Genomic DNA, 17,916 nt, shown 5'->3' on the forward strand with positions numbered 1-17,916 from the left:
CTGCGGCACCGGGGTGTTCGCACGCTCCGGCCCCTACGGGAGTTGCCTTCAGGGGGCGCAACAGGCACCGGCGTGGGTGCGGGCCGGGGGGAGTCGGCGCACCTCGGCGCCAACGAGGTGCCGCCGCGCCCACCCGTGCCGCCCCAGCGGCACGAATGCCCGCAGTTGGCGGGGGCCCCGCCACCGGTGTCGGTGTAGCCGCTCGCGGCGGGGAGGGGACGGGGTGGGGGTGGGCGCCCGCAGCGGCTGGCGCGTCCGCGCCGTTCACGTACAAACACGCACTCTCGCGCCAGACCGAGGACGACCGCCCCCACCGCGGCCCCGCACCACCCACCGCCCGCAGGCGCTACACCCGCCCCCACCGGACAGGTGACTGCGCCGCAGGCATCAGACCGCAACCCCACCGGACGGGACGCACAGCGCGCACCCCAGCCCCACCGGGCGGAACCCGCGCCGCAGCACCCGCCCCAGCCCCACCGGGCGTCGCATGCACCCGACCCCAACCCCACCGGGCAGGGCACGAAGCCGACCCCAGCCCCGCCCCCATGCGAACCTGACAACACGACCACCCAGAGAGGCCGACCGACCGTGGAGAACGACGCGCTCATCGCACAGGCCCAGGCATGGCTCGCCGAGGACCCCGACCCGGACACCCGCGACGAACTCGCCCGCCTCATCGACTCCGGCGACCACGCCGAACTCGCCGCCCGCTTCGCCGGCACCCTCCAGTTCGGCACCGCCGGCCTCCGCGGCGAACTCGGCGCCGGCCCCCTCCGCATGAACCGCTCCGTGGTCATCCGCGCCGCCGCCGGCCTCGCCGCGTACCTCAAGAAGCACAACCACCACGACGGCCTCGTCGTCATCGGCTACGACGCCCGCCACAAGTCACAGACCTTCGCCGAGGACACCGCCGCCGTCATGACCGGTGCCGGCCTCCGCGCCGCCGTCCTCCCCCGCCCCCTCCCCACCCCCGTCCTCGCCTTCGCCGTACGGCACCTCGGCGCGGTCGCCGGCGTGGAGGTCACCGCCAGCCACAACCCGCCCCGCGACAACGGCTACAAGGTGTACCTGGGCGACGGCTCCCAGATCGTCCCCCCGGCGGACGCGGAGATCGCCGCGGAGATCGACGCCGTGGCGTCGTTGGAGGCCGTCCCCCGCCCCACCACCGGCTGGGAAACCCTCGACGACACCGTCCTCGACGCCTACCTCACCCGCACGGACGCCGTCCTCTCCAAGGACTCCTCCCGCACCGCCCGCACCGTCTACACGGCCATGCACGGCGTCGGCAAGGACGTCCTCCTCGCCGCCTTCGCCCGCGCGGGCTTCCCCGCCCCCGACCTCGTCACCGAGCAGGCAGAGCCCGACCCCGACTTCCCGACCGTCGCGTTCCCCAACCCGGAGGAGCCCGGCGCGATGGACCTCGCCTTCGCGAAGGCCCGCGAGACGAACCCGGACCTGGTCATCGCCAACGACCCGGACGCCGACCGCTGCGCCGCCGCCGTGAAGGACGGCGGCGACTGGCGCATGCTCCGCGGCGACGAGGTCGGCGCGCTCCTCGCCGCCCACCTGGTCCGCCGCGGCGCGACCGGCACGTTCGCGGAGTCGATCGTCTCGTCCTCCCTCCTCGGCCGTATCGCCGAGAAGGCGGGTCTCCCGTACGAGGAGACCCTGACCGGCTTCAAGTGGATCGCCCGCGTCGACGGCCTGCGCTACGGCTACGAGGAGGCCCTCGGCTACTGCGTGGACCCGGACGGCGTACGCGACAAGGACGGCATCACGGCCGCCCTCCTCCTCACGGAGCTGGCGTCCGAGCTCAAGTCCGAGAACCGCACGCTCCTCGACCTCCTCGACGACCTCGCCGTGGAGCACGGCCTGCACGCGACGGACCAGCTCAGCGTCCGCGTGAAGGACCTCGGCCTGATCGCCGCCGCGATGCGCCGGCTGCGCGAGCAGCCCCCGACCGAGCTGGCGGGCCTGCGCATCACGAAGGCCGAGGACCTCACCGAGGGCACGGACAAGCTCCCGCCCACGGACGGCCTGCGCTACACGCTGGACGGCGCCCGCGTGGTGGTCCGCCCCAGCGGCACGGAACCGAAGCTGAAGTGCTACCTCGAGGTGGTTGTCCCCGTAGCCACCAAGACCGACCTCCCCGAGGCCCGCACCAAGGCGACGACCCTCCTCACCACCATCAAGCAGGACCTCTCCGAAGCCGCGGGCATCTAAAGGCGTCGAAAAAAGAACGGGGGCGGCCCGAAACCGGGCCGCCCCCACCGCTCCCACCGCTCTCACGGCCGGACCCTCAGCCCAGCCCCCACAGCACACCCAGCAGCACAGCCCCCGCCACCGCGGGCGCGATGATCTCGTAGGCCCACTTCACAGTGACCTCCCCCTGCGCCCCGGCCTCCTCCTGCCGCCGTTCGTGCAGCTCACGCATCTCGTCCATGGCCTGGTCCGTCTCGGCCCGGCGCGGCCCGCCCGCAGCGGCGGCGGCGCCCGCCCCCAGGTCGGCGGCGCCGACCGCGCCCCCGGACACCCCGGCGCCTCCACGACCGCGCCCCGCCTCGCTCTGCCCCGCACGGGCCGCCGCGCGGGCCGCCCGCGCCTCCTGCCGAGCCGCCTTGCTGCGCGCCCGCACGGAGACGGGCAGCGCCCAGAGCTGATACTTCGTGCCGGATTCCTCGACGACCTCGTTGGAGAACCCGGACCGCAGCGAGGCGACCCGCCCCCACGGCAGCACGATCGTCCGCAGCGGGTTGCGGATGCGCAGCCGGTCGTCGTTGACGAAGACGGCGGGCCGCAGGGTGTAGGCGAACACCAGCGGCACGAGGAGGAGCATGGTGGCGAGCGCGAGCCACGGCGCGCGGCCCTCGCCCACGACGACCGCGTCGATGCCGAGCCAGGCGATGATGGCGAGCACCAGCACGCCACCGACGACGCCTGCGGGCGAGCGGTAGACGCGGTCCTTGTACGGGGTCGTCGCGGTCCCGGCGGGCTTCGTGGGCTCCGGCTCGCGCGACGGGTCGGGGGTCGTCATGCCCCCGATTCTGCACGACCCCCGTCCCTGGCCCGAAGGCCGCTCACCCAGCCCCGCCTCGCACCCCCTCCCCCTGCAAACCCCCAGCCCCGGATCCGATCCGGGGCTGTACAGCCGCTACGCGCGTAGATATGCTCGTCTGGTGACCATGCCCACCACTGCACCCCACGCTCTGAGCGACGTCACCGCGTCCGACAGCACGCTGCGCCGTTTTCTCCACGGGCTGCCCGGCGTCGACGCGGTCGGCCTGGAGGCTCGTGCCGCCTCCCTCGGCACCCGCTCGATCAAGACGACCGCGAAGGCGTTCGCCATCGACCTCGCCATCTCGATGGTCGACCTGACGACGCTGGAAGGCGCGGACACCCCGGGCAAGGTCCGGGCGCTCGGCGCGAAGGCGGTCCGTCCCGACCCGACCGACCGCTCGGCGCCCCCCACGGCCGCGGTCTGCGTCTACCCCGACATGGTGGCCACGGCGAAGGAGGCCGTCGCCGGTTCGACCGTCAAGGTCGCCTCCGTCGCCACCGCCTTCCCGGCGGGCCGCGCCCCGATCTCCGTGAAGCTGGCGGACGTCCGTGAGGCCGTCGCCGCCGGCGCGGACGAGATCGACATGGTCATCGACCGCGGCGCGTTCCTCGCGGGGAACTACATGAAGGTGTACGACGAGATCACCGCCGTGAAGGAGGCCTGCGGGACGGACGCCCGCCTGAAGGTCATCTTCGAGACGGGCGAGCTGTCGACGTACGACAACATCCGCCGGGCGAGCTGGCTCGGCATGCTGGCCGGCGCGGACTTCATCAAGACCTCGACCGGCAAGGTCGCGGTGAACGCGACCCCCGCGAACACCCTCCTCATGCTGGAGGCGGTCCGCGACTTCCGTGCGCAGACCGGGATCCAGGTCGGCGTGAAGCCGGCCGGCGGCATCCGCACCAGCAAGGACGCGATCAAGTTCCTGGTCCTGGTCAACGAGACCGCGGGCGAGGACTGGCTGGACAACCACTGGTTCCGCTTCGGCGCCTCCTCGCTGCTGAACGACCTGCTGCTGCAGCGTCAGAAGCTGGCCACCGGCCGCTACTCCGGCCCCGACTACGTGACGGTGGACTGATCACCATGGCTCCTGTTTTCGACTACGCTCCGGCGCCCGAGTCCCGCTCGGTCGTCGACATCGCCCCGTCCTACGGCCTCTTCATCGACGGCGAGTTCACCGAAGCGGCCGGCGGCAAGGTCTTCAAGACCGTCTCCCCCTCGTCCGAGGAGGTGCTCGCCGAGGTCGCCGAGGCGTCCGAGGAGGACGTGGACCGCGCCGTGCGGGCGGCCCGCAAGGCCTTCGAGAAGTGGTCCGCGCTGCCCGGCTCGGAGCGCGCGAAGTACCTCTTCCGTATCGCCCGCATCATCCAGGAGCGCAGCCGTGAGCTGGCCGTCCTGGAGACGCTGGACAACGGCAAGCCGATCAGGGAGACCCGCGACGCGGACCTCCCGCTGGTCGCCGCGCACTTCTTCTACTACGCGGGCTGGGCCGACAAGCTGGAGCACGCCGGCTACGGCGCGACCCCGAAGCCGCTGGGCGTCGCGGGCCAGGTCATCCCCTGGAACTTCCCGCTGCTGATGCTGGCGTGGAAGATCGCCCCGGCGCTCGCGACGGGCAACACGGTGGTGCTGAAGCCCGCCGAGACGACCCCGCTCTCCGCGCTGTTCTTCGCGGACATCTGCCGTCAGGCGGGTCTGCCGAAGGGCGTCGTCAACATCGTCACCGGTGACGGCCGCGCCGGAGCCGCGCTGGTCGCCCACCCCGACGTGAACAAGGTCGCCTTCACCGGCTCGACCGCCGTCGGCAAGGAGATCGCGCGCACGGTCGCCGGCACCCGCAAGAAGCTCACGCTGGAGCTGGGCGGCAAGGGCGCCAACATCGTCTTCGACGACGCGCCGATCGACCAGGCCGTCGAGGGCATCGTCAACGGCATCTTCTTCAACCAGGGCCAGGTCTGCTGCGCGGGCTCGCGTCTGCTGGTGCAGGAGTCGATCCACGACGAGCTGCTGGACTCCCTGAAGCGCCGGCTGTCCACGCTGCGCCTCGGCGACCCGCTGGACAAGAACACCGACATCGGCGCGATCAACTCCGCGGAGCAGCTGGCGCGGATCACCGCGCTGGCCGAGCAGGGCGAGGCGGAGGGCGCCGAGCGCTGGTCCCCGGCCTGCGAACTCCCGGAGAACGGCTACTGGTTCGCCCCGACGCTATTCACGAACGTCACCCAGGCGCACACGATCGCCCGCGACGAGATCTTCGGCCCGGTCCTGTCCGTCCTCACGTTCCGCACGCCGGACGAGGCGGTCGCCAAGGCCAACAACACGCCGTACGGCCTGTCGGCGGGCATCTGGACCGAGAAGGGCTCGCGCATCCTGGCCGTCGCCGGCAAGCTGCGCGCGGGCGTGATCTGGTCCAACACGTTCAACAAGTTCGACCCGACCTCGCCGTTCGGCGGTTACAAGGAGTCGGGCTTCGGCCGCGAGGGCGGCCGCCACGGCCTGGAGGCGTACCTCGATGTCTGAGAAGAACGAGAAGACCGAGAAGAACGAGCGCCTCTCCGTCTTCAAGACCTACAAGCTGTACGTCGGCGGGAAGTTCCCGCGTTCCGAGAGCGGCCGGGTGTACGAGGTGACTGACGCCAAGGGCAAGTGGCTGGCCAACGCACCGCGGTCGTCCCGCAAGGACGCCCGTGACGCGGTGGTCGCGGCCCGCAAGGCGTTCGGCGGCTGGTCCGGCGCGACGGCGTACAACCGCGGCCAGATCCTGTACCGGATCGCGGAGATGCTGGAGGGCCGCCGGGACCAGTACGTGCGGGAGGTCGGCGAGGCCGAGGGCCTGTCGCGGTCGAAGGCGGCGGCGCAGGTGGACGCGGCGATCGACCGCTGGGTCTGGTACGCCGGGTGGACCGACAAGATCGCCCAGGTGGTGGGCGGCGGCAACCCGGTCGCGGGCCCGTTCTTCAACCTGTCCTCCCCGGAGCCGACCGGCGTGGTCGCCGTGCTGGCCCCGCAGGAGTCGTCGTTCCTGGGCCTGGTCTCGGTGGTCGCCCCGGTCATCGCCACGGGCAACACGGCGGTCGTCATCGCGTCCGAGAAGGCCCCGCTGCCCGCGCTGTCCCTTGGCGAGGTGCTGGCCACGTCCGACCTGCCCGGCGGAGTGGTCAACATCCTCTCCGGCCGTACGGCGGAGATCGCCGCGCCGCTCGCCGCGCACCAGGACGTCAACGCGATCGACCTGGCGGGCGCCGACGAGGTGCTGGCGAAGGAGCTGGAGATCGCGGCCGCGGACAACCTGAAGCGCGTTCTTCGTCCACAGCCTGTGGACGACTGGGCGGCCGCGCCCGGCACGGACCGTATGACGGCCTTCCTGGAGACCAAGACGGTCTGGCACCCCACGGGCTCGCTGGGCGCCTCCGGCTCCTCCTACTGAGCCGCACGCGGGGCCTCACAGCGGGAGCGTCGTGCCCCTCCTCCGTCCGGGAGGGGCACGGCGCTCCGCCGTGTCGTGCGCCCGTCAGCGCCTCAAGGCGTCGGTCACCATGCCGACCCCGGGGATGGAGCCGACCGAGTCCGCCTGGGCCACCGGCCCGGTCGCCTCGCGCGAGTCCACCCCGCGGAAGTCGGCGACCTGGGTGCCGAGGCCGTTGTCGAGCGGGTCCACGCCCGTGCCGGCGAGCGGGTTGGGCTTGAGATCCGCGACCGTTCCGACGACCTGTCCCGGGTCGTCGGGCAGCACCTGCGCCTCCGCGGCGGACGCTGCCGCCATCACGCCGAGCGCCGCTCCCGCCGTCGCGAGTACGGCCATGGAGCGCCGGACGACGGGCGTCCTGGGTGCCTTGTGTCGGGCCATCGCTGTGCCACCTCTTGGCTTCGCAGGGTCAACGGTCGGACGCGCAGCGTAGTGGATGTGTGACGCGCGCTTCAAAGTCGGTCCGCCGGGTCGTACACCACCCGCGCGATGCCTCACACTGGTGTCCTGTGAGTTCCCAGTCGCCCATATCCGCGCGAGTCGTGCTGCTCTGCGGCCCCTCCGGCTCCGGCAAGTCCCTCGTCTCGGCCCGCTCCGGCCTTCCGGTGCTGCGCCTCGACGACTTCTACAAGGAGGGCGACGACCCGACGCTGCCGCTGGTGGCGGGCACCTCCGACATCGACTGGGACGACCCCGCCTCGTGGGACGCGGACGCCGCGGCCGCCGCGATCGAGCGGCTGTGCAGGACGCGCACGGCGCCGGTCCCGGTGTACGACATCTCGCTGAGCGCCCGTACCGGTGAGACGACCGTGGACATCGGCGGGACGCCGCTGTTCATCGCCGAGGGAGTCTTCGCCGCGGAGCTCGTGGGCCGCTGCCGCGAACTGGGGCTGCTGGCCGACGCGCTGTGCCTGAGCCGGGGTCCGGTGCGGACGTTCCGGCGCCGGTTCCTGCGGGATCTCAAGGAGGGCCGTAAGTCGGTGCCGTTCCTGCTGCGGCGCGGCTGGCGGCTGATGCGTCTGGAGCGGTCGATCATCGCCCGTCAGACGGCGCTGGGCGCGTACGCCTGCGACCGCGACGAGGCGCTGCGCCGCCTGGCCTCGGCGGCGGTCGCCGGACGCCCCGCGCCGACGACGACGCCCTGACGGCCCGGCTGCCGCAGGGTCCGTCAGAACGGGCCGATCAGCCGGTCCAGGACGAAGAACTCGGCCAGGTGGAAAACGCCGGCGAACAGGGGCGCGAGCACGGCGCACAGCCACCACCGGCGCACCCCGGCGCGCGCGAGTCGGTGAACGAAAAAGCGGGACCGCGTGACGGGCCCCCCGGCCCCGCGCAGTCCCGCTGTTTCCGCACCCCCCCCGTGGTGCTCCCCCTCCTTGTTCTCCCCCTTGTTCCCCCGTGATCCCCCTGTGTTTCCCCCTTGCTCCCCCGGATCCCCCGATCCTCGTGTCACCGCGCGGACGCCCCCGACGTCCTTGCGGCTCCCCCGTTCCCCCACCCTCAGGCGACGAGCTCCCCGAAGGCGTTCTCCTCGTCACGGCCGAAGCTGAGGACCTCGTCCTCGCGCAGCCGGCGGAGCGACCGCCAGATGCTGGACTTCACCGTGCCGACACTGATGTTGAGGATGTCCGCGATCTCCGGGTCCGTGCGGCCCTCGTAGTAGCGCAGGACCAGCATGGTGCGCTGGAGTTCGGGCAGCCGGGCCAGTGCCTGCCACAGGACCGCGCGCAGCTCGGTGCCGCGCATCGCGTCCGTGTCGCCGGCCGTCTCCGGCAGTTCCTCGGTCGGGTACTCGTTCAGCTTGCGGCGGCGCCATGCGCTGATGTGCAGGTTGGTCATGGTGCGGCGCAGGTAGCCGCCGACCGCCGCCTTGTCGCTGATCCGGTCCCACGCCCGGTAGGTCGAGAACAGCGCGCTCTGCAGCAGGTCCTCGGCCTCGAAGCGGTCGCCGGTCAGGTGGTAGGCGGTGGCGTACAGGGAGGCGCGGCGCTCCTGGACGTAGGCGGTGAACTCCGCCTCGCTCACCGAGCGGCGCTCCCCCGGTTCCTCCCTGTACGCGCTTCCCCCGTCGGTGTCCCCCGTGGACGCGTCAACCACCGTCATGATCGCGGTGTGCTGACGCCCGGCGCCGCGAGCGCACCCCCGCATGCCCGCGGCGCCGGACTTCTCGGAACCCCGGTGCACGTCGTGCAGACGCGTGACAACTGCGCTGGTGCTGGTGCCGTGCAGCGTGTTCATCTCGCGCCCCCCGTCGTGGACTTCCGGTGTTCTCGCCTGCGGTTGTGCTGTGCCGAAAAGCTTGCCGCGCCACTTTCATGGCCGTGTCCGCCGACTGTCACAGACGTGTCACAGGGGTCGGCCACCGTGACCGCACATTTCCTTCACGGTTTCGGGGGGCGCGAAGCGGCACGTATCCGGGCCCAAGGGGCACCCGCCGCGCACGGGTCGAACAGGAAGCCCTCCATGGGCCAGAATGAGCGCGTGCCTTCCCTGTTGCTGATCGAGGACGACGACGCCATCCGCACGGCCCTGGAGCTCTCACTGACGCGCCAGGGTCACCGCGTGGCGACCGCTGCCAGTGGTGAGGACGGTCTGAAGCTGCTGCGCGAGCAGCGGCCGGACTTGATCGTGCTGGACGTGATGCTGCCCGGCATCGACGGCTTCGAGGTGTGCCGTCGTATCCGGCGCACCGACCAGCTGCCGATCATCCTGCTCACCGCGCGCAGCGACGACATCGACGTCGTGGTCGGCCTGGAGTCCGGCGCCGACGACTACGTGGTCAAGCCCGTGCAGGGCCGGGTGCTGGACGCCCGGATCCGCGCGGTGCTGCGGCGCGGGGAACGCGAGTCCAGCGACTCGGCGACCTTCGGCAGCCTGGTCATCGACCGCTCGGCGATGACGGTGACGAAGAACGGCGAGGACCTCCAGCTCACGCCGACGGAGCTGCGGCTGCTGCTGGAGCTGAGCCGGCGGCCCGGACAGGCCCTGTCCCGCCAGCAGTTGCTGCGCCTCGTGTGGGAGCACGACTACCTGGGCGACTCACGCCTGGTGGACGCGTGCGTCCAGCGGCTGCGCGCCAAGGTCGAGGACGTGCCGTCGTCCCCGACGCTGATCCGTACCGTCCGCGGTGTCGGCTACCGGCTGGATCCGCCTCAGTGACACAGGAGCACCAAGGGGGAGGCCGCGGCTGGTCCGCGGCGCGCAAGGGGGTCTGGTCCCGGCTGCGCTTCACCAGCCTGCGTCTGCGGCTGGTCGTCGTGTTCGGCCTGGTCGCGCTGACGGCCGCGGTGTCCGCGTCCGGGATCGCGTACTGGCTGAACCGCGAGTCGGTGCTCACGCGTACGCAGGACGCGGTGCTGCGCGCCTTCGAGCAGGAGATGCAGAACCGCGCGGGCGCGCTGCCCGAGCACCCCACGCAGGACGAACTGCAGCGGACGGCCGGGCAGATGGCCAACAGCAGCCAGCGCTTCACCGTGCTGCTCGTCGCCGAGAACCCCGAGGGCCAGACGGTGTACGGCAGTTCGGGCGGTCTGAACGGCTTCTCGCTGGGGGACGTGCCGGAGTCGCTGCGCGAGGCGGTGACCGAGCGGCAGAAGGTCACGTCGAACAACAAGTACCCGCATCATCTGTACTGGCAGCGGATCGTCGAGGACGACACCCCGTACCTGGTGGCGGGCACCAAGCTGATCGGCGGGGGCACCACCGGCTACATGCTGAAGTCGCTGGGGCCGGAGGCGAAGGACCTGGGCTCGCTGGCCTGGTCGCTGGGGATCGCCACCGGTCTGGCGCTGATAGGTTCCGCCCTTCTCGCGCACGCCGCCGCGACGACCGTGCTGAAGCCGGTGCAGCGGCTGGGGACCGCGGCGCGGCGGCTCGGGGAGGGGAAGCTGGACACCCGGCTGAGGGTGTCGGGCACCGATGAACTGGCCGATCTGTCACGGACGTTCAACAAGGCCGCCGAGGCGCTGGAGAAACGGGTCGCGGACATGGCGGCGCGGGACGAGGCGTCCCGCCGGTTCGTCGCCGACATGAGCCACGAGCTGCGCACCCCGCTGACCGCCATCACCGCCGTGACCGAGGTCCTCGAGGAGGAGCTGGAGTTCGAGGGCGGCGGCATCGACCCGATGATCCAGCCCGCGGTGCGGCTGGTGGTGAGCGAGACCCGGCGGCTGAACGACCTCGTGGAGAACCTGATGGAGGTCACCCGTTTCGACGCGGGCACCGCCCGTCTCGTCCTCGACGACGTCGACGTGGCCGATCAGATCACCGCCTGCATCGACGCGCGCGCCTGGCTGGACGCGGTGGAGCTGGACGCCGCACGCGGCATCCACGCCCGGATCGACCCGCGCCGTCTGGACGTCATCCTCGCGAACCTCATCGGCAACGCCCTCAAGCACGGCGGCTCGCCGGTGCGGGTCTCGGTGCGGGAGGAGCCCGCGGAGGACTCGGGCATGCCGGGCGGTTCGGTCGTCATCCAGGTGCGGGACCACGGTCCGGGCATCCCGGAGGAGGTCCTGCCGCACGTCTTCGACCGCTTCTACAAGGCCAGCGCCTCCCGTCCGCGCTCCGAGGGCAGCGGCCTGGGCCTGTCGATCGCGCTGGAGAACGCGCACATCCACGGCGGCGAGATCACCGCGGCCAACTCGCCCGAGGGCGGCGCCGTGTTCACACTGCGGCTGCCGCGGGACGTGTCCGCCGCGGAGGACGGGGAGAAGGCCGGCGACGCCGGGGACGAGGGCGCCGAGGGAGACGCCTGATGAACGGACGACACGGACGACACCGGGCCGCCCTGCCGGCCCTCGCGGGACTCGTGACGCTGGGCGCGCTGCTGTCCGGGTGCGGGATCCGGGCGACCGAGGTGCCGACCGACTTCGGTCCCGCGCCCTCGCGGGTGCGCTGCTCGCTGGGCGAGCCGGAGGGGGCCGGGCAGGGGGAGCGCGGGCTGCCGGTGCAGGTGTTCCTGGTGTGCGGGCCGTCGCTGGTGGCCGTGGACCGGGCGGTGCGGGTGGCCGACGGGGCCACGGACGCGCGCCGTGTGCTGGTCGCCCAGGGCCTGATGGACGAGCTGACGCGGGAGCCGACGACGCCCGAGCGGGAGGCCGGCTACACCACGCGGGTGCGGCCCGGGACGACCGTGACCGGGCCGCGGGCGGGCGACCCGGAGGACACGCTGCGGCTGTCCGTCCCGCCCGCGGAGCTGTCGGCGACGGCGCTCGCGCAGATCGTGTGCACCTTCTCCGACTCGGCGGCCGCCGAGGGCGACGGCTCGGTGATCCTGGGCGGCCCCGACGACGCGACGCCCCGCCGCTACCGCTGCACCGACGACGTACGGGCCCGTCCGGCGGCCGGGAAGCCGCCGTCCACCGAGGCCACCGGAAGCTGAACCGGCGGGCGTCCGGAGGAGCCCCGCCGCAGTGTGGTGCACGCCTCAGCGGTTGAACGGGTGACATCCCGGAACCGGCCGAGGCGCACGCCGCGTCTTGGGGATCGTGCAGCGTCAAGGCTTCATCGGCGGCACCGCCGCAGCCCGTGTCCGTGCGGCCGGAGGCATCCTCCTGGCCGCGCATCTGGCGTTCGTCGCCTGGTACACGCTGCGCCCCCTGGACGTCCCGTGGGTGATGCCCGCCAATCTGCGCCCGCTGGACGGGATCCGCGCCGACTTCGCACTGGGCTGGGCGACGGGGCTGCGCCGGACCGGGGAGTCGATGGCGCTGCTCGCGCCGCTGGGCGTGCTGCTGCCGATGGCCGGGGGCCGGCTGGCGGTGTCCCGGCTGGGCTCGCTGATCCGCACCATGACCGCGACCGCGCTGGTGTCGCTGGCGGTGGAGCTGCTGCAGACCGCGGTGCCGGGCCAGGTGGTGGACGTCGACTCGCTGCTGCTGAACACGGCGGGCGCCGCGCTCGCGCACGCCGCCGTGGTGCCCGCCGGGCGCGCCTGGCTGCGCCGGCGGACGCTCCTCCACGAGACGGACGGCGTTGTCCGCGGGGACGACGTCCCTCAGGGGCGGACCCCGACGATTCCCAGGGTCGGGATCGCCCCGTGGAGCGACGCTTTGCCCCCTTCGTCTCCGTAACGTGGTAGGTACGGAGGCAGCCGGACAGGATGCCTCGCACCGTTCACGAAGGAGTCGCGATGAGCAGCCTCGTCCGCCCCACCGACGACCGCATGATCGGCGGTGTCTGCGCCGGGCTGGCCCGGCGGTTCGGCACCTCCGCGAAGACGATGCGCGTCGTGTTCCTGGTCTCGTGCCTGCTCCCGGGTCCGCAGTTCCTGCTGTACCTGGCGCTGTGGGCCCTGATGCCCTCGGAGGACAAGGCCCGCACGGCCTGGTAGGGCGGCCCACGTGGCGCCCTCACCCCCGAGGCGCCGTGCGACGCCGGCCTCCCGGTCCCTGCGCGGCATCATCTCCCTGAGGCCTCGCGCGGGGCCGTGTGCCTCCGAGCACGCCGATGGGGCGCGACCCGTTTCCGGGTGCACCCCATCGGTCTGTCTCCGGCCCGGAGGGTCAGCGGCCGCCGCCCAGCGGGAGGCCGTTGAGGTTGACGCCCTGGGTCGGCAGCTGGTTCACCGGCAGGCCTCCGAGCAGACCGGCGGCCGGCAGCGGGGCGGCCTGGCCGGCGACGGGCGCGGCGGTGCCGAGGCCCTTGCCGGCCACGTCCTGGCCCGTGGACAGCACCTCGGCCGTGGCCGGCACCGCGCCGGTCACCTGGTCCGCCGGCACGGCCTGGGTGACGGTGTCCAGCCCCGGGGCGTCCGGCAGGGACGGAGCCGCCTGGGCGGCGCCCGCACCGGCGGCGGCGAAGGCGGCACCGAGAGCGGCGACACCGAGGGTCTTGACAGCAGACTGCTTCATGAAAGGCGTCCTCGAAATGGGATACGGGGATGTGAGCGGTGCTGCGACCGTAATCACGCGTCCCCGCCCCCCGCAAACATCGAAATGCGGACGGACGGTGAAGGCATTGCGTGTTCACCTTTACCGGTGACGCCCCTGTCAGCCTTCCGTGAGGGAAGAAGCGCTGGTGGAGGCGGTTTGACGGAACAGCCATTCGGATTTCAGTTCTGCATATCCGGGCTTGATCACGTCATTGATCATGGCCAGCCGTTCATCGAAAGGAATGAATGCGGACTTCATCGCATTGACGGTGAACCACTGCATGTCGTCGAGCGTGTATCCGAAAGCCTCGACCAGATGCTCGAATTCACGGCTCATACTGGTGTGGGACATCAGCCGGTTGTCCGTGTTCACCGTGGCCCGGAAGTGCAGCCGCCGCAGCAGCCCGATCGGGTGCTCGGCGTACGAGGAGGCGGCGCCGGTCTGGAGGTTGGAGCTGGGGCACAGCTCCAGCGGGACGCGCTTGTCGCGGACGTAGGCGGCGAGGCGGCCGAGTTCGACCGTGCCGTCGTCGTGGACCTGGATGTCGTCGATGATCCGCACCCCGTGCCCGAGCCGGTCGGCGCCGCACCACTGGAGCGCCTGCCAGATAGACGGCAGTCCGAACGCCTCGCCGGCGTGGATGGTGAAGTGGTTGTTCTCCCGCTTCAGGTACTCGAAGGCGTCGAGGTGGCGGGTGGGCGGGTGGCCGGCCTCGGCGCCCGCGATGTCGAAGCCGACGACGCCCAAATCCCGGTAGGCGTTGGCGAGTTCGGCGATCTCCAGGGCGCGGGCGGCGTGCCGCATCGCCGTGAGCAGGGCGCCGACGCGGATGCGGTGGCCGTTCTCCCTGGCCCGCCGCTCGCCCTGGCGGAACCCTTCGTTGACGGCCTCGACGACCTCCTCCAGCGTCAGCCCGCCTTCGAGGTGCTGCTCGGGCGCGTAGCGCACCTCGGCGTAGACGACGCCGTCCTCGGCGAGGTCCTCGGCGCACTCGGCGGCGACCCGGACCAGCGCGTCCCGGGTCTGCATCACGCCGACGGTGTGCGTGAAGGTCTCCAGGTAGCGCTCCAGGGAGCCGGAGTCGGCGGCCTGGTGGAACCAGAGGGCGAGCTTGTCGGGGTCGGTGTGGGGCAGGTCGGTGTAGCCCGTCTCGCGGGCCAGGTCGACGACGGTGCCGGGGCGCAGCCCGCCGTCGAGGTGGTCGTGCAGCAGAACCTTGGGCGCCCGGCGGATCTGGTCCGAGGTGGGGGCGTTCGCGATGGTCTGGCTCGTCATTTCCGCACCATAACTCCTACGCGCGTAGATCACCCGGTAAGCGGAAACGCCGATACGGAAAGGTGACCGCACGGACGGGTCGCGTCCACCGCGTCTTCTGAGAATGTTCTGCCATGGCACAGCAAGCGACGCCGGAACGTACGGCCCGGCTGGGGAGGGTGCTCGGCTCGGAGCCGGCCACGGTGAACGGGGTGGCGCTGCTGCTCCCGAACGGCGAGGAGTCCTCCGCCCGCAGACCGTCGCCGCTGTCGGCGGTCTCCGTACGCGGCCTGGGGCGCCGGCTGGCCCGCGCGGGACGCGACCAGCAGCTGGCCACGCATGTCGTCCACTACCGCTACCGCGGCTGGAACGGCGACGAGGCGCACCTCGCGCACGACGCGGCCTGGGCCGCCGACGAGGCCGTACGGCGCTACGGGGACGTGCCCGTCTGTCTGGTGGGCCTCGGCATGGGCGGCAGGGCGGCGCTGTGCGCGGCGGGTCACGCGGCGGTCACCTCCGTGGTCGCGCTGGCCCCCTGGCTGCCGGAGGAGGACGGGACGGCACCGGCCGAGCCGGTGAAGCAGCTCGCCGGCCGCCATGTGCTGATCGTGCACGGCACGAACGACGCGCGCACCGACCCCGAACTGTCGTTCCGCCTGGCGGCCCGGGCGAAGAAGGCGAACCGCGAGGTGTGCCGCTTCGAAGTCCACGCGGACGGGCACGGGCTGAACCAGTACCGGGACGAAGTGCTGGCGCTGGCCGAGGACTTCGTGATGGGTGTGCTGTTCGGGCGGGGTTTCTCCCGCCCGGTGCAGGACGCGCTGGCCGCTCCCCCGCCGCTGGGGCTGCGGATGCCGCTGGCGGCGGGGTTCGGCAGGTCGTTACGGCGCTGAGCCGGGTGGAGCTACCCCGGCAGCAGGTTCCCCCGCTTCGACAGCAGGAACTTCTTGAACGCCGCCACCGGCGGGGTGTCCGGGCGGCCCGCGAGCCAGGCCACGCCGATCTCGCGGGCCGCCCTGGGGGCCGTCACCGTCAGTTCGACCACGCCGGGGCGCGGGAACGGCGGCGGGGGCAGCAGGGCGACGCCCAGGCCCGCCGCGACCAGGCCGCGCAGGGTCTCGGCCTCCTCGCCCTCGAAGGCGATGCGCGGTGCGAAGCCGGCCTGGGCGCACAGGTCGTCGGTGATACGGCGCAGCCCGTAGCCGGGTTCCAGGGTCACGAAGGTCTCGTCGGCGGCCTCGGCCAGGCGGACCCGGCGGCGCCCCGCGAGGCGGTGGTCCAGGGGGACGACGAGGCGCAGCTTCTGCTCGTCGAGGCGGCGGGCCACCAGGTCGGGGGCGGACGGCACCGGCGAGGTCAGGCACAGGTCCAGCTCGCCGCCGCGCAGCCCCTCCAGCATGGCCTCGCCGTAGTTCTGGACGAGGCTGAAGCGGATGCCGGGGTGGTCGGCGCGGAAGGTGTGCAGCAGGCCGGGCACGGTCTCGGCGCCCATGGTGTGCAGGAAGCCGAAGGCGACCTTGCCGGTGGCGGGGTCGGCGTCGGCGCGGACCCCCTCGGCGGCGCGGCCGATCTCGTCCAGGGCTCGGTCGACGGAGGCGTAGAAGGCGCGGCCCGCCGGGGTGAGGGAGACGGTGCGGCCGTGCCGGGCGAACAGCTCGACGCCGAGGTCCTCCTCGAGGCGGACCAGGGCGCGGGAGAGGGTGGACTGCGGCACCTGCATCTCCTGCGCGGCCCGTGTGACGTGCTCGGTGCGGGCCACCCCGGCGAAGTGGGCGAGGCGCGGCGCGAGCAGCCGCGCCATCTCTTCTCTGTCTCGTGTGTCACCGGTTCGTGACAGCCGACGGTCTGACCTCTGCTGATGCTCCATGGGAACGATTATGACGATTCCATGCATTGGACGGATCAGCGGAAAGCTCCGTACGTTCGAGGCATGACTCCCGCCAGTACCGGGGCGTCCACCCGCGTGGACGCCGTCGCATCCGCCCCCTCCTCCCCGCCGCCCGCCCACGAGACCCGGATGTCCCCGGGTGGTCCCGGTTACCGCCGGATGAGTCTCGCCCTGTTCCTCGCGGGCGTCGCGACCTTCGCGCTCCTCTACTCCACGCAGGCCCTTCTGCCGCTGGTGTCCGGCGAGTTCGCGGTGAGCGCGAGCGACGCGAGCTGGACCGTGTCTGCGGCGACCGGCGGTCTGGCGCTGTTCGTGCTGCCGATGAGCGCCCTGTCCGAGCGGTTCGGGCGGCGTACGGTCATGACGGCCTCGCTGGCCGTCGCGGTGACCCTCGGACTGCTGGTGCCGTTCGCCCCGTCGCTCGGGGCGCTGGTCGCGCTGCGGGCGCTGCAGGGCGCAGCGCTGGCCGGGCTGCCCGCCTCGGCGACGGCGTACCTCGCGGAGGAGGTCACGCCGAAGGCGCTGGTGACGGCGATCGGGCTGTTCGTGGCCGGCAACAGCGTCGGCGGGATGAGCGGCCGGGTGATCACCGGCTGGGTGGCGCAGGAGTGGGGCTGGCGGGCCGCCGTCGGCGTGATCGGGCTGGTGGCGGTGGCGTGCGCGGTGGCGTTCCGGCTGCTGCTGCCGGCGCCGAGGCACTTCAGGGCGGGTTCGCTCAGGCCGCGCGTGCTGGCCGGCACGGTCCGCCGCCACCTCGGGAACCCGCTGCTGCGGCGGCTGTTCGCGATCGGCGCGCTGTTCATGACGGTGTTCGGGGGCGTGTACACGGTCATCGGGTACCGGCTGACCGAGGCGCCGTTCTCGCTGCCGCAGGGCGTCGTCGGGTCGGTGTTCCTGGTGTACCTGGTGGGCACGGTGTCGGCGTCCGCCGCCGGACGGCTCGTGGGCCGGCTGGGCCGCCGGGGCGCCCTGTACGCGGGCGGCGCGACCACCGCGGCCGGGCTGCTGCTGTCGCTGGCGGACACGCTGCCGCTGGTGCTGCTGGGTCTGGTGCTGATCACGGGCGGGTTCTTCGCGGGGCACGCGGTGGCCTCGTCGGCGGTGGGCAGGACCGCGACGGAGGGCCGGGCTCAGGCGGCGGCGCTGTACCAGTCCGCGTACTACATCGGGTCGAGCGCGGGCAGCGCGGTGGGCGCGCTGGCGTTCCACGCGGGCGGCTGGTCCGGGACGGTGGCGGTCGGTCTGGTGGCCGTGGCGGGCGTCGCGGCGATCACCCTGGCCGGGACGCGGGCGGCGGTCCGCGCCGGGGAGGCCGCCCGCACCGGCTGACGGCCGCGGGGACGCACGGGCCCGCACGGCGCGTCCACACCGTCCT

At 72.7% G+C, this 17,916-nt stretch carries 18 protein-coding genes; 12 read left to right on the forward strand and 6 right to left on the reverse strand.

Translation table 11 applies throughout. The features are described 5' to 3' along the window. Nucleotides 1-588: 588 nt before the first annotated feature. Nucleotides 589-2,223, forward strand: coding sequence for a phospho-sugar mutase (locus tag ACQY0Z_RS02560; protein ID WP_189907034.1), 1,635 nt, complete (start codon nucleotides 589-591; stop codon nucleotides 2,221-2,223). Nucleotides 2,224-2,299: 76 nt separating this feature from the next. Here ACQY0Z_RS02560 and ACQY0Z_RS02565 read toward each other — a convergent pair whose 3' ends face one another. Then, nucleotides 2,300-3,034: a PH domain-containing protein gene (locus ACQY0Z_RS02565; RefSeq protein WP_189907036.1), complete on the reverse strand. Its 735-nt coding sequence runs from the start codon at nucleotides 3,032-3,034 to the stop codon at nucleotides 2,300-2,302. Between the two features lie 148 nt (nucleotides 3,035-3,182). Here ACQY0Z_RS02565 and deoC point away from each other — a divergent pair, with 148 nt between their 5' ends. Genes deoC through ACQY0Z_RS02580 form a run of 3 tightly spaced genes read left to right on the forward strand, consistent with a single transcriptional unit; the run spans nucleotide 3,183 to nucleotide 6,485 of the window. Further along, a complete protein-coding gene (gene deoC / locus ACQY0Z_RS02570) occupies nucleotides 3,183-4,136 on the forward strand; it encodes a deoxyribose-phosphate aldolase (protein ID WP_019527785.1) in 954 nt (317 codons plus the stop codon). A 5-nt stretch (nucleotides 4,137-4,141) separates the two neighbouring features. Further along, nucleotides 4,142-5,578 (forward strand): aldehyde dehydrogenase family protein, encoded by a 1,437-nt coding sequence (locus ACQY0Z_RS02575; RefSeq protein ID WP_189907038.1) that lies wholly within the window; start codon nucleotides 4,142-4,144, stop codon nucleotides 5,576-5,578. Beyond that, nucleotides 5,571-6,485 (forward strand): aldehyde dehydrogenase family protein, encoded by a 915-nt coding sequence (locus ACQY0Z_RS02580; RefSeq protein WP_254588510.1) that lies wholly within the window; start codon nucleotides 5,571-5,573, stop codon nucleotides 6,483-6,485. Before ACQY0Z_RS02575 ends, ACQY0Z_RS02580 begins: the two co-directional genes overlap by 8 nt. 84 nt (nucleotides 6,486-6,569) lie before the next feature. On the opposite strand, the gene ACQY0Z_RS02585 is transcribed toward ACQY0Z_RS02580, so the two are convergent. Beyond that, nucleotides 6,570-6,905, reverse strand: coding sequence for a hypothetical protein (locus ACQY0Z_RS02585; RefSeq protein ID WP_189898622.1), 336 nt, complete (start codon nucleotides 6,903-6,905; stop codon nucleotides 6,570-6,572). A gap of 59 nt (nucleotides 6,906-6,964) precedes the next feature. On the opposite strand from ACQY0Z_RS02585, the gene ACQY0Z_RS02590 reads away from it, so the two are divergent. Further along, entirely contained in the window at nucleotides 6,965-7,669 is a 705-nt protein-coding gene (locus ACQY0Z_RS02590) for a uridine kinase (protein ID WP_189898624.1), read from the forward strand. Nucleotides 7,670-8,024: 355 nt separating this feature from the next. On the opposite strand, the gene ACQY0Z_RS02595 is transcribed toward ACQY0Z_RS02590, so the two are convergent. Then, nucleotides 8,025-8,762, reverse strand: coding sequence for a SigE family RNA polymerase sigma factor (locus ACQY0Z_RS02595; RefSeq protein WP_128127398.1), 738 nt, complete (start codon nucleotides 8,760-8,762; stop codon nucleotides 8,025-8,027). A gap of 243 nt (nucleotides 8,763-9,005) precedes the next feature. On the opposite strand from ACQY0Z_RS02595, the gene afsQ1 reads away from it, so the two are divergent. From afsQ1 to ACQY0Z_RS02620, 5 genes are all read left to right on the forward strand, one after another. Further along, nucleotides 9,006-9,683: a two-component system response regulator AfsQ1 gene (afsQ1, locus tag ACQY0Z_RS02600; protein ID WP_033272295.1), complete on the forward strand. Its 678-nt coding sequence runs from the start codon at nucleotides 9,006-9,008 to the stop codon at nucleotides 9,681-9,683. Next, the gene (locus ACQY0Z_RS02605; RefSeq protein WP_189898626.1) at nucleotides 9,680-11,281 is read left to right on the forward strand and encodes a sensor histidine kinase; all 1,602 of its coding nucleotides are present in this window, start codon (nucleotides 9,680-9,682) and stop codon (nucleotides 11,279-11,281) included. The genes afsQ1 and ACQY0Z_RS02605 overlap by 4 nt, the downstream gene beginning before the upstream one ends. Next, nucleotides 11,281-11,907 (forward strand): hypothetical protein, encoded by a 627-nt coding sequence (locus ACQY0Z_RS02610; RefSeq protein ID WP_189898628.1) that lies wholly within the window; start codon nucleotides 11,281-11,283, stop codon nucleotides 11,905-11,907. The genes ACQY0Z_RS02605 and ACQY0Z_RS02610 overlap by 1 nt, the downstream gene beginning before the upstream one ends. Before the next feature lie 106 nt (nucleotides 11,908-12,013). Next, nucleotides 12,014-12,598: a VanZ family protein gene (locus ACQY0Z_RS02615; RefSeq protein WP_254587396.1), complete on the forward strand. Its 585-nt coding sequence runs from the start codon at nucleotides 12,014-12,016 to the stop codon at nucleotides 12,596-12,598. A gap of 59 nt (nucleotides 12,599-12,657) precedes the next feature. Beyond that, the gene (locus tag ACQY0Z_RS02620; protein ID WP_189898630.1) at nucleotides 12,658-12,858 is read left to right on the forward strand and encodes a PspC domain-containing protein; all 201 of its coding nucleotides are present in this window, start codon (nucleotides 12,658-12,660) and stop codon (nucleotides 12,856-12,858) included. A gap of 172 nt (nucleotides 12,859-13,030) precedes the next feature. Here the strand turns inward: ACQY0Z_RS02620 and ACQY0Z_RS02625 are convergent, their stop codons facing one another. Then, nucleotides 13,031-13,378 carry a hypothetical protein gene (locus ACQY0Z_RS02625; RefSeq protein ID WP_019527797.1) on the reverse strand — a complete coding sequence of 116 codons (348 nt, stop codon included), beginning with the start codon at nucleotides 13,376-13,378 and terminating at the stop codon, nucleotides 13,031-13,033. Between the two features lie 138 nt (nucleotides 13,379-13,516). After that, entirely contained in the window at nucleotides 13,517-14,674 is a 1,158-nt protein-coding gene (locus tag ACQY0Z_RS02630) for an adenosine deaminase (protein WP_189898632.1), read from the reverse strand. A gap of 113 nt (nucleotides 14,675-14,787) precedes the next feature. Between ACQY0Z_RS02630 and ACQY0Z_RS02635 the strand changes: the two genes are divergently transcribed. Beyond that, entirely contained in the window at nucleotides 14,788-15,546 is a 759-nt protein-coding gene (locus ACQY0Z_RS02635) for an alpha/beta hydrolase (RefSeq protein ID WP_439811783.1), read from the forward strand. Nucleotides 15,547-15,557: 11 nt separating this feature from the next. Here the strand turns inward: ACQY0Z_RS02635 and ACQY0Z_RS02640 are convergent, their stop codons facing one another. Then, nucleotides 15,558-16,520: a LysR substrate-binding domain-containing protein gene (locus tag ACQY0Z_RS02640; RefSeq protein ID WP_189898636.1), complete on the reverse strand. Its 963-nt coding sequence runs from the start codon at nucleotides 16,518-16,520 to the stop codon at nucleotides 15,558-15,560. Between the two features lie 63 nt (nucleotides 16,521-16,583). On the opposite strand from ACQY0Z_RS02640, the gene ACQY0Z_RS02645 reads away from it, so the two are divergent. Then, nucleotides 16,584-17,870 (forward strand): MFS transporter, encoded by a 1,287-nt coding sequence (locus tag ACQY0Z_RS02645; RefSeq protein ID WP_347224749.1) that lies wholly within the window; start codon nucleotides 16,584-16,586, stop codon nucleotides 17,868-17,870. Nucleotides 17,871-17,916 lie beyond the last annotated feature (46 nt).

The organism is Streptomyces sp. P9-2, assembly GCF_051903975.1.
Taxonomy (GTDB): Bacteria; Actinomycetota; Actinomycetes; order Streptomycetales; family Streptomycetaceae; genus Streptomyces; species Streptomyces cellulosae.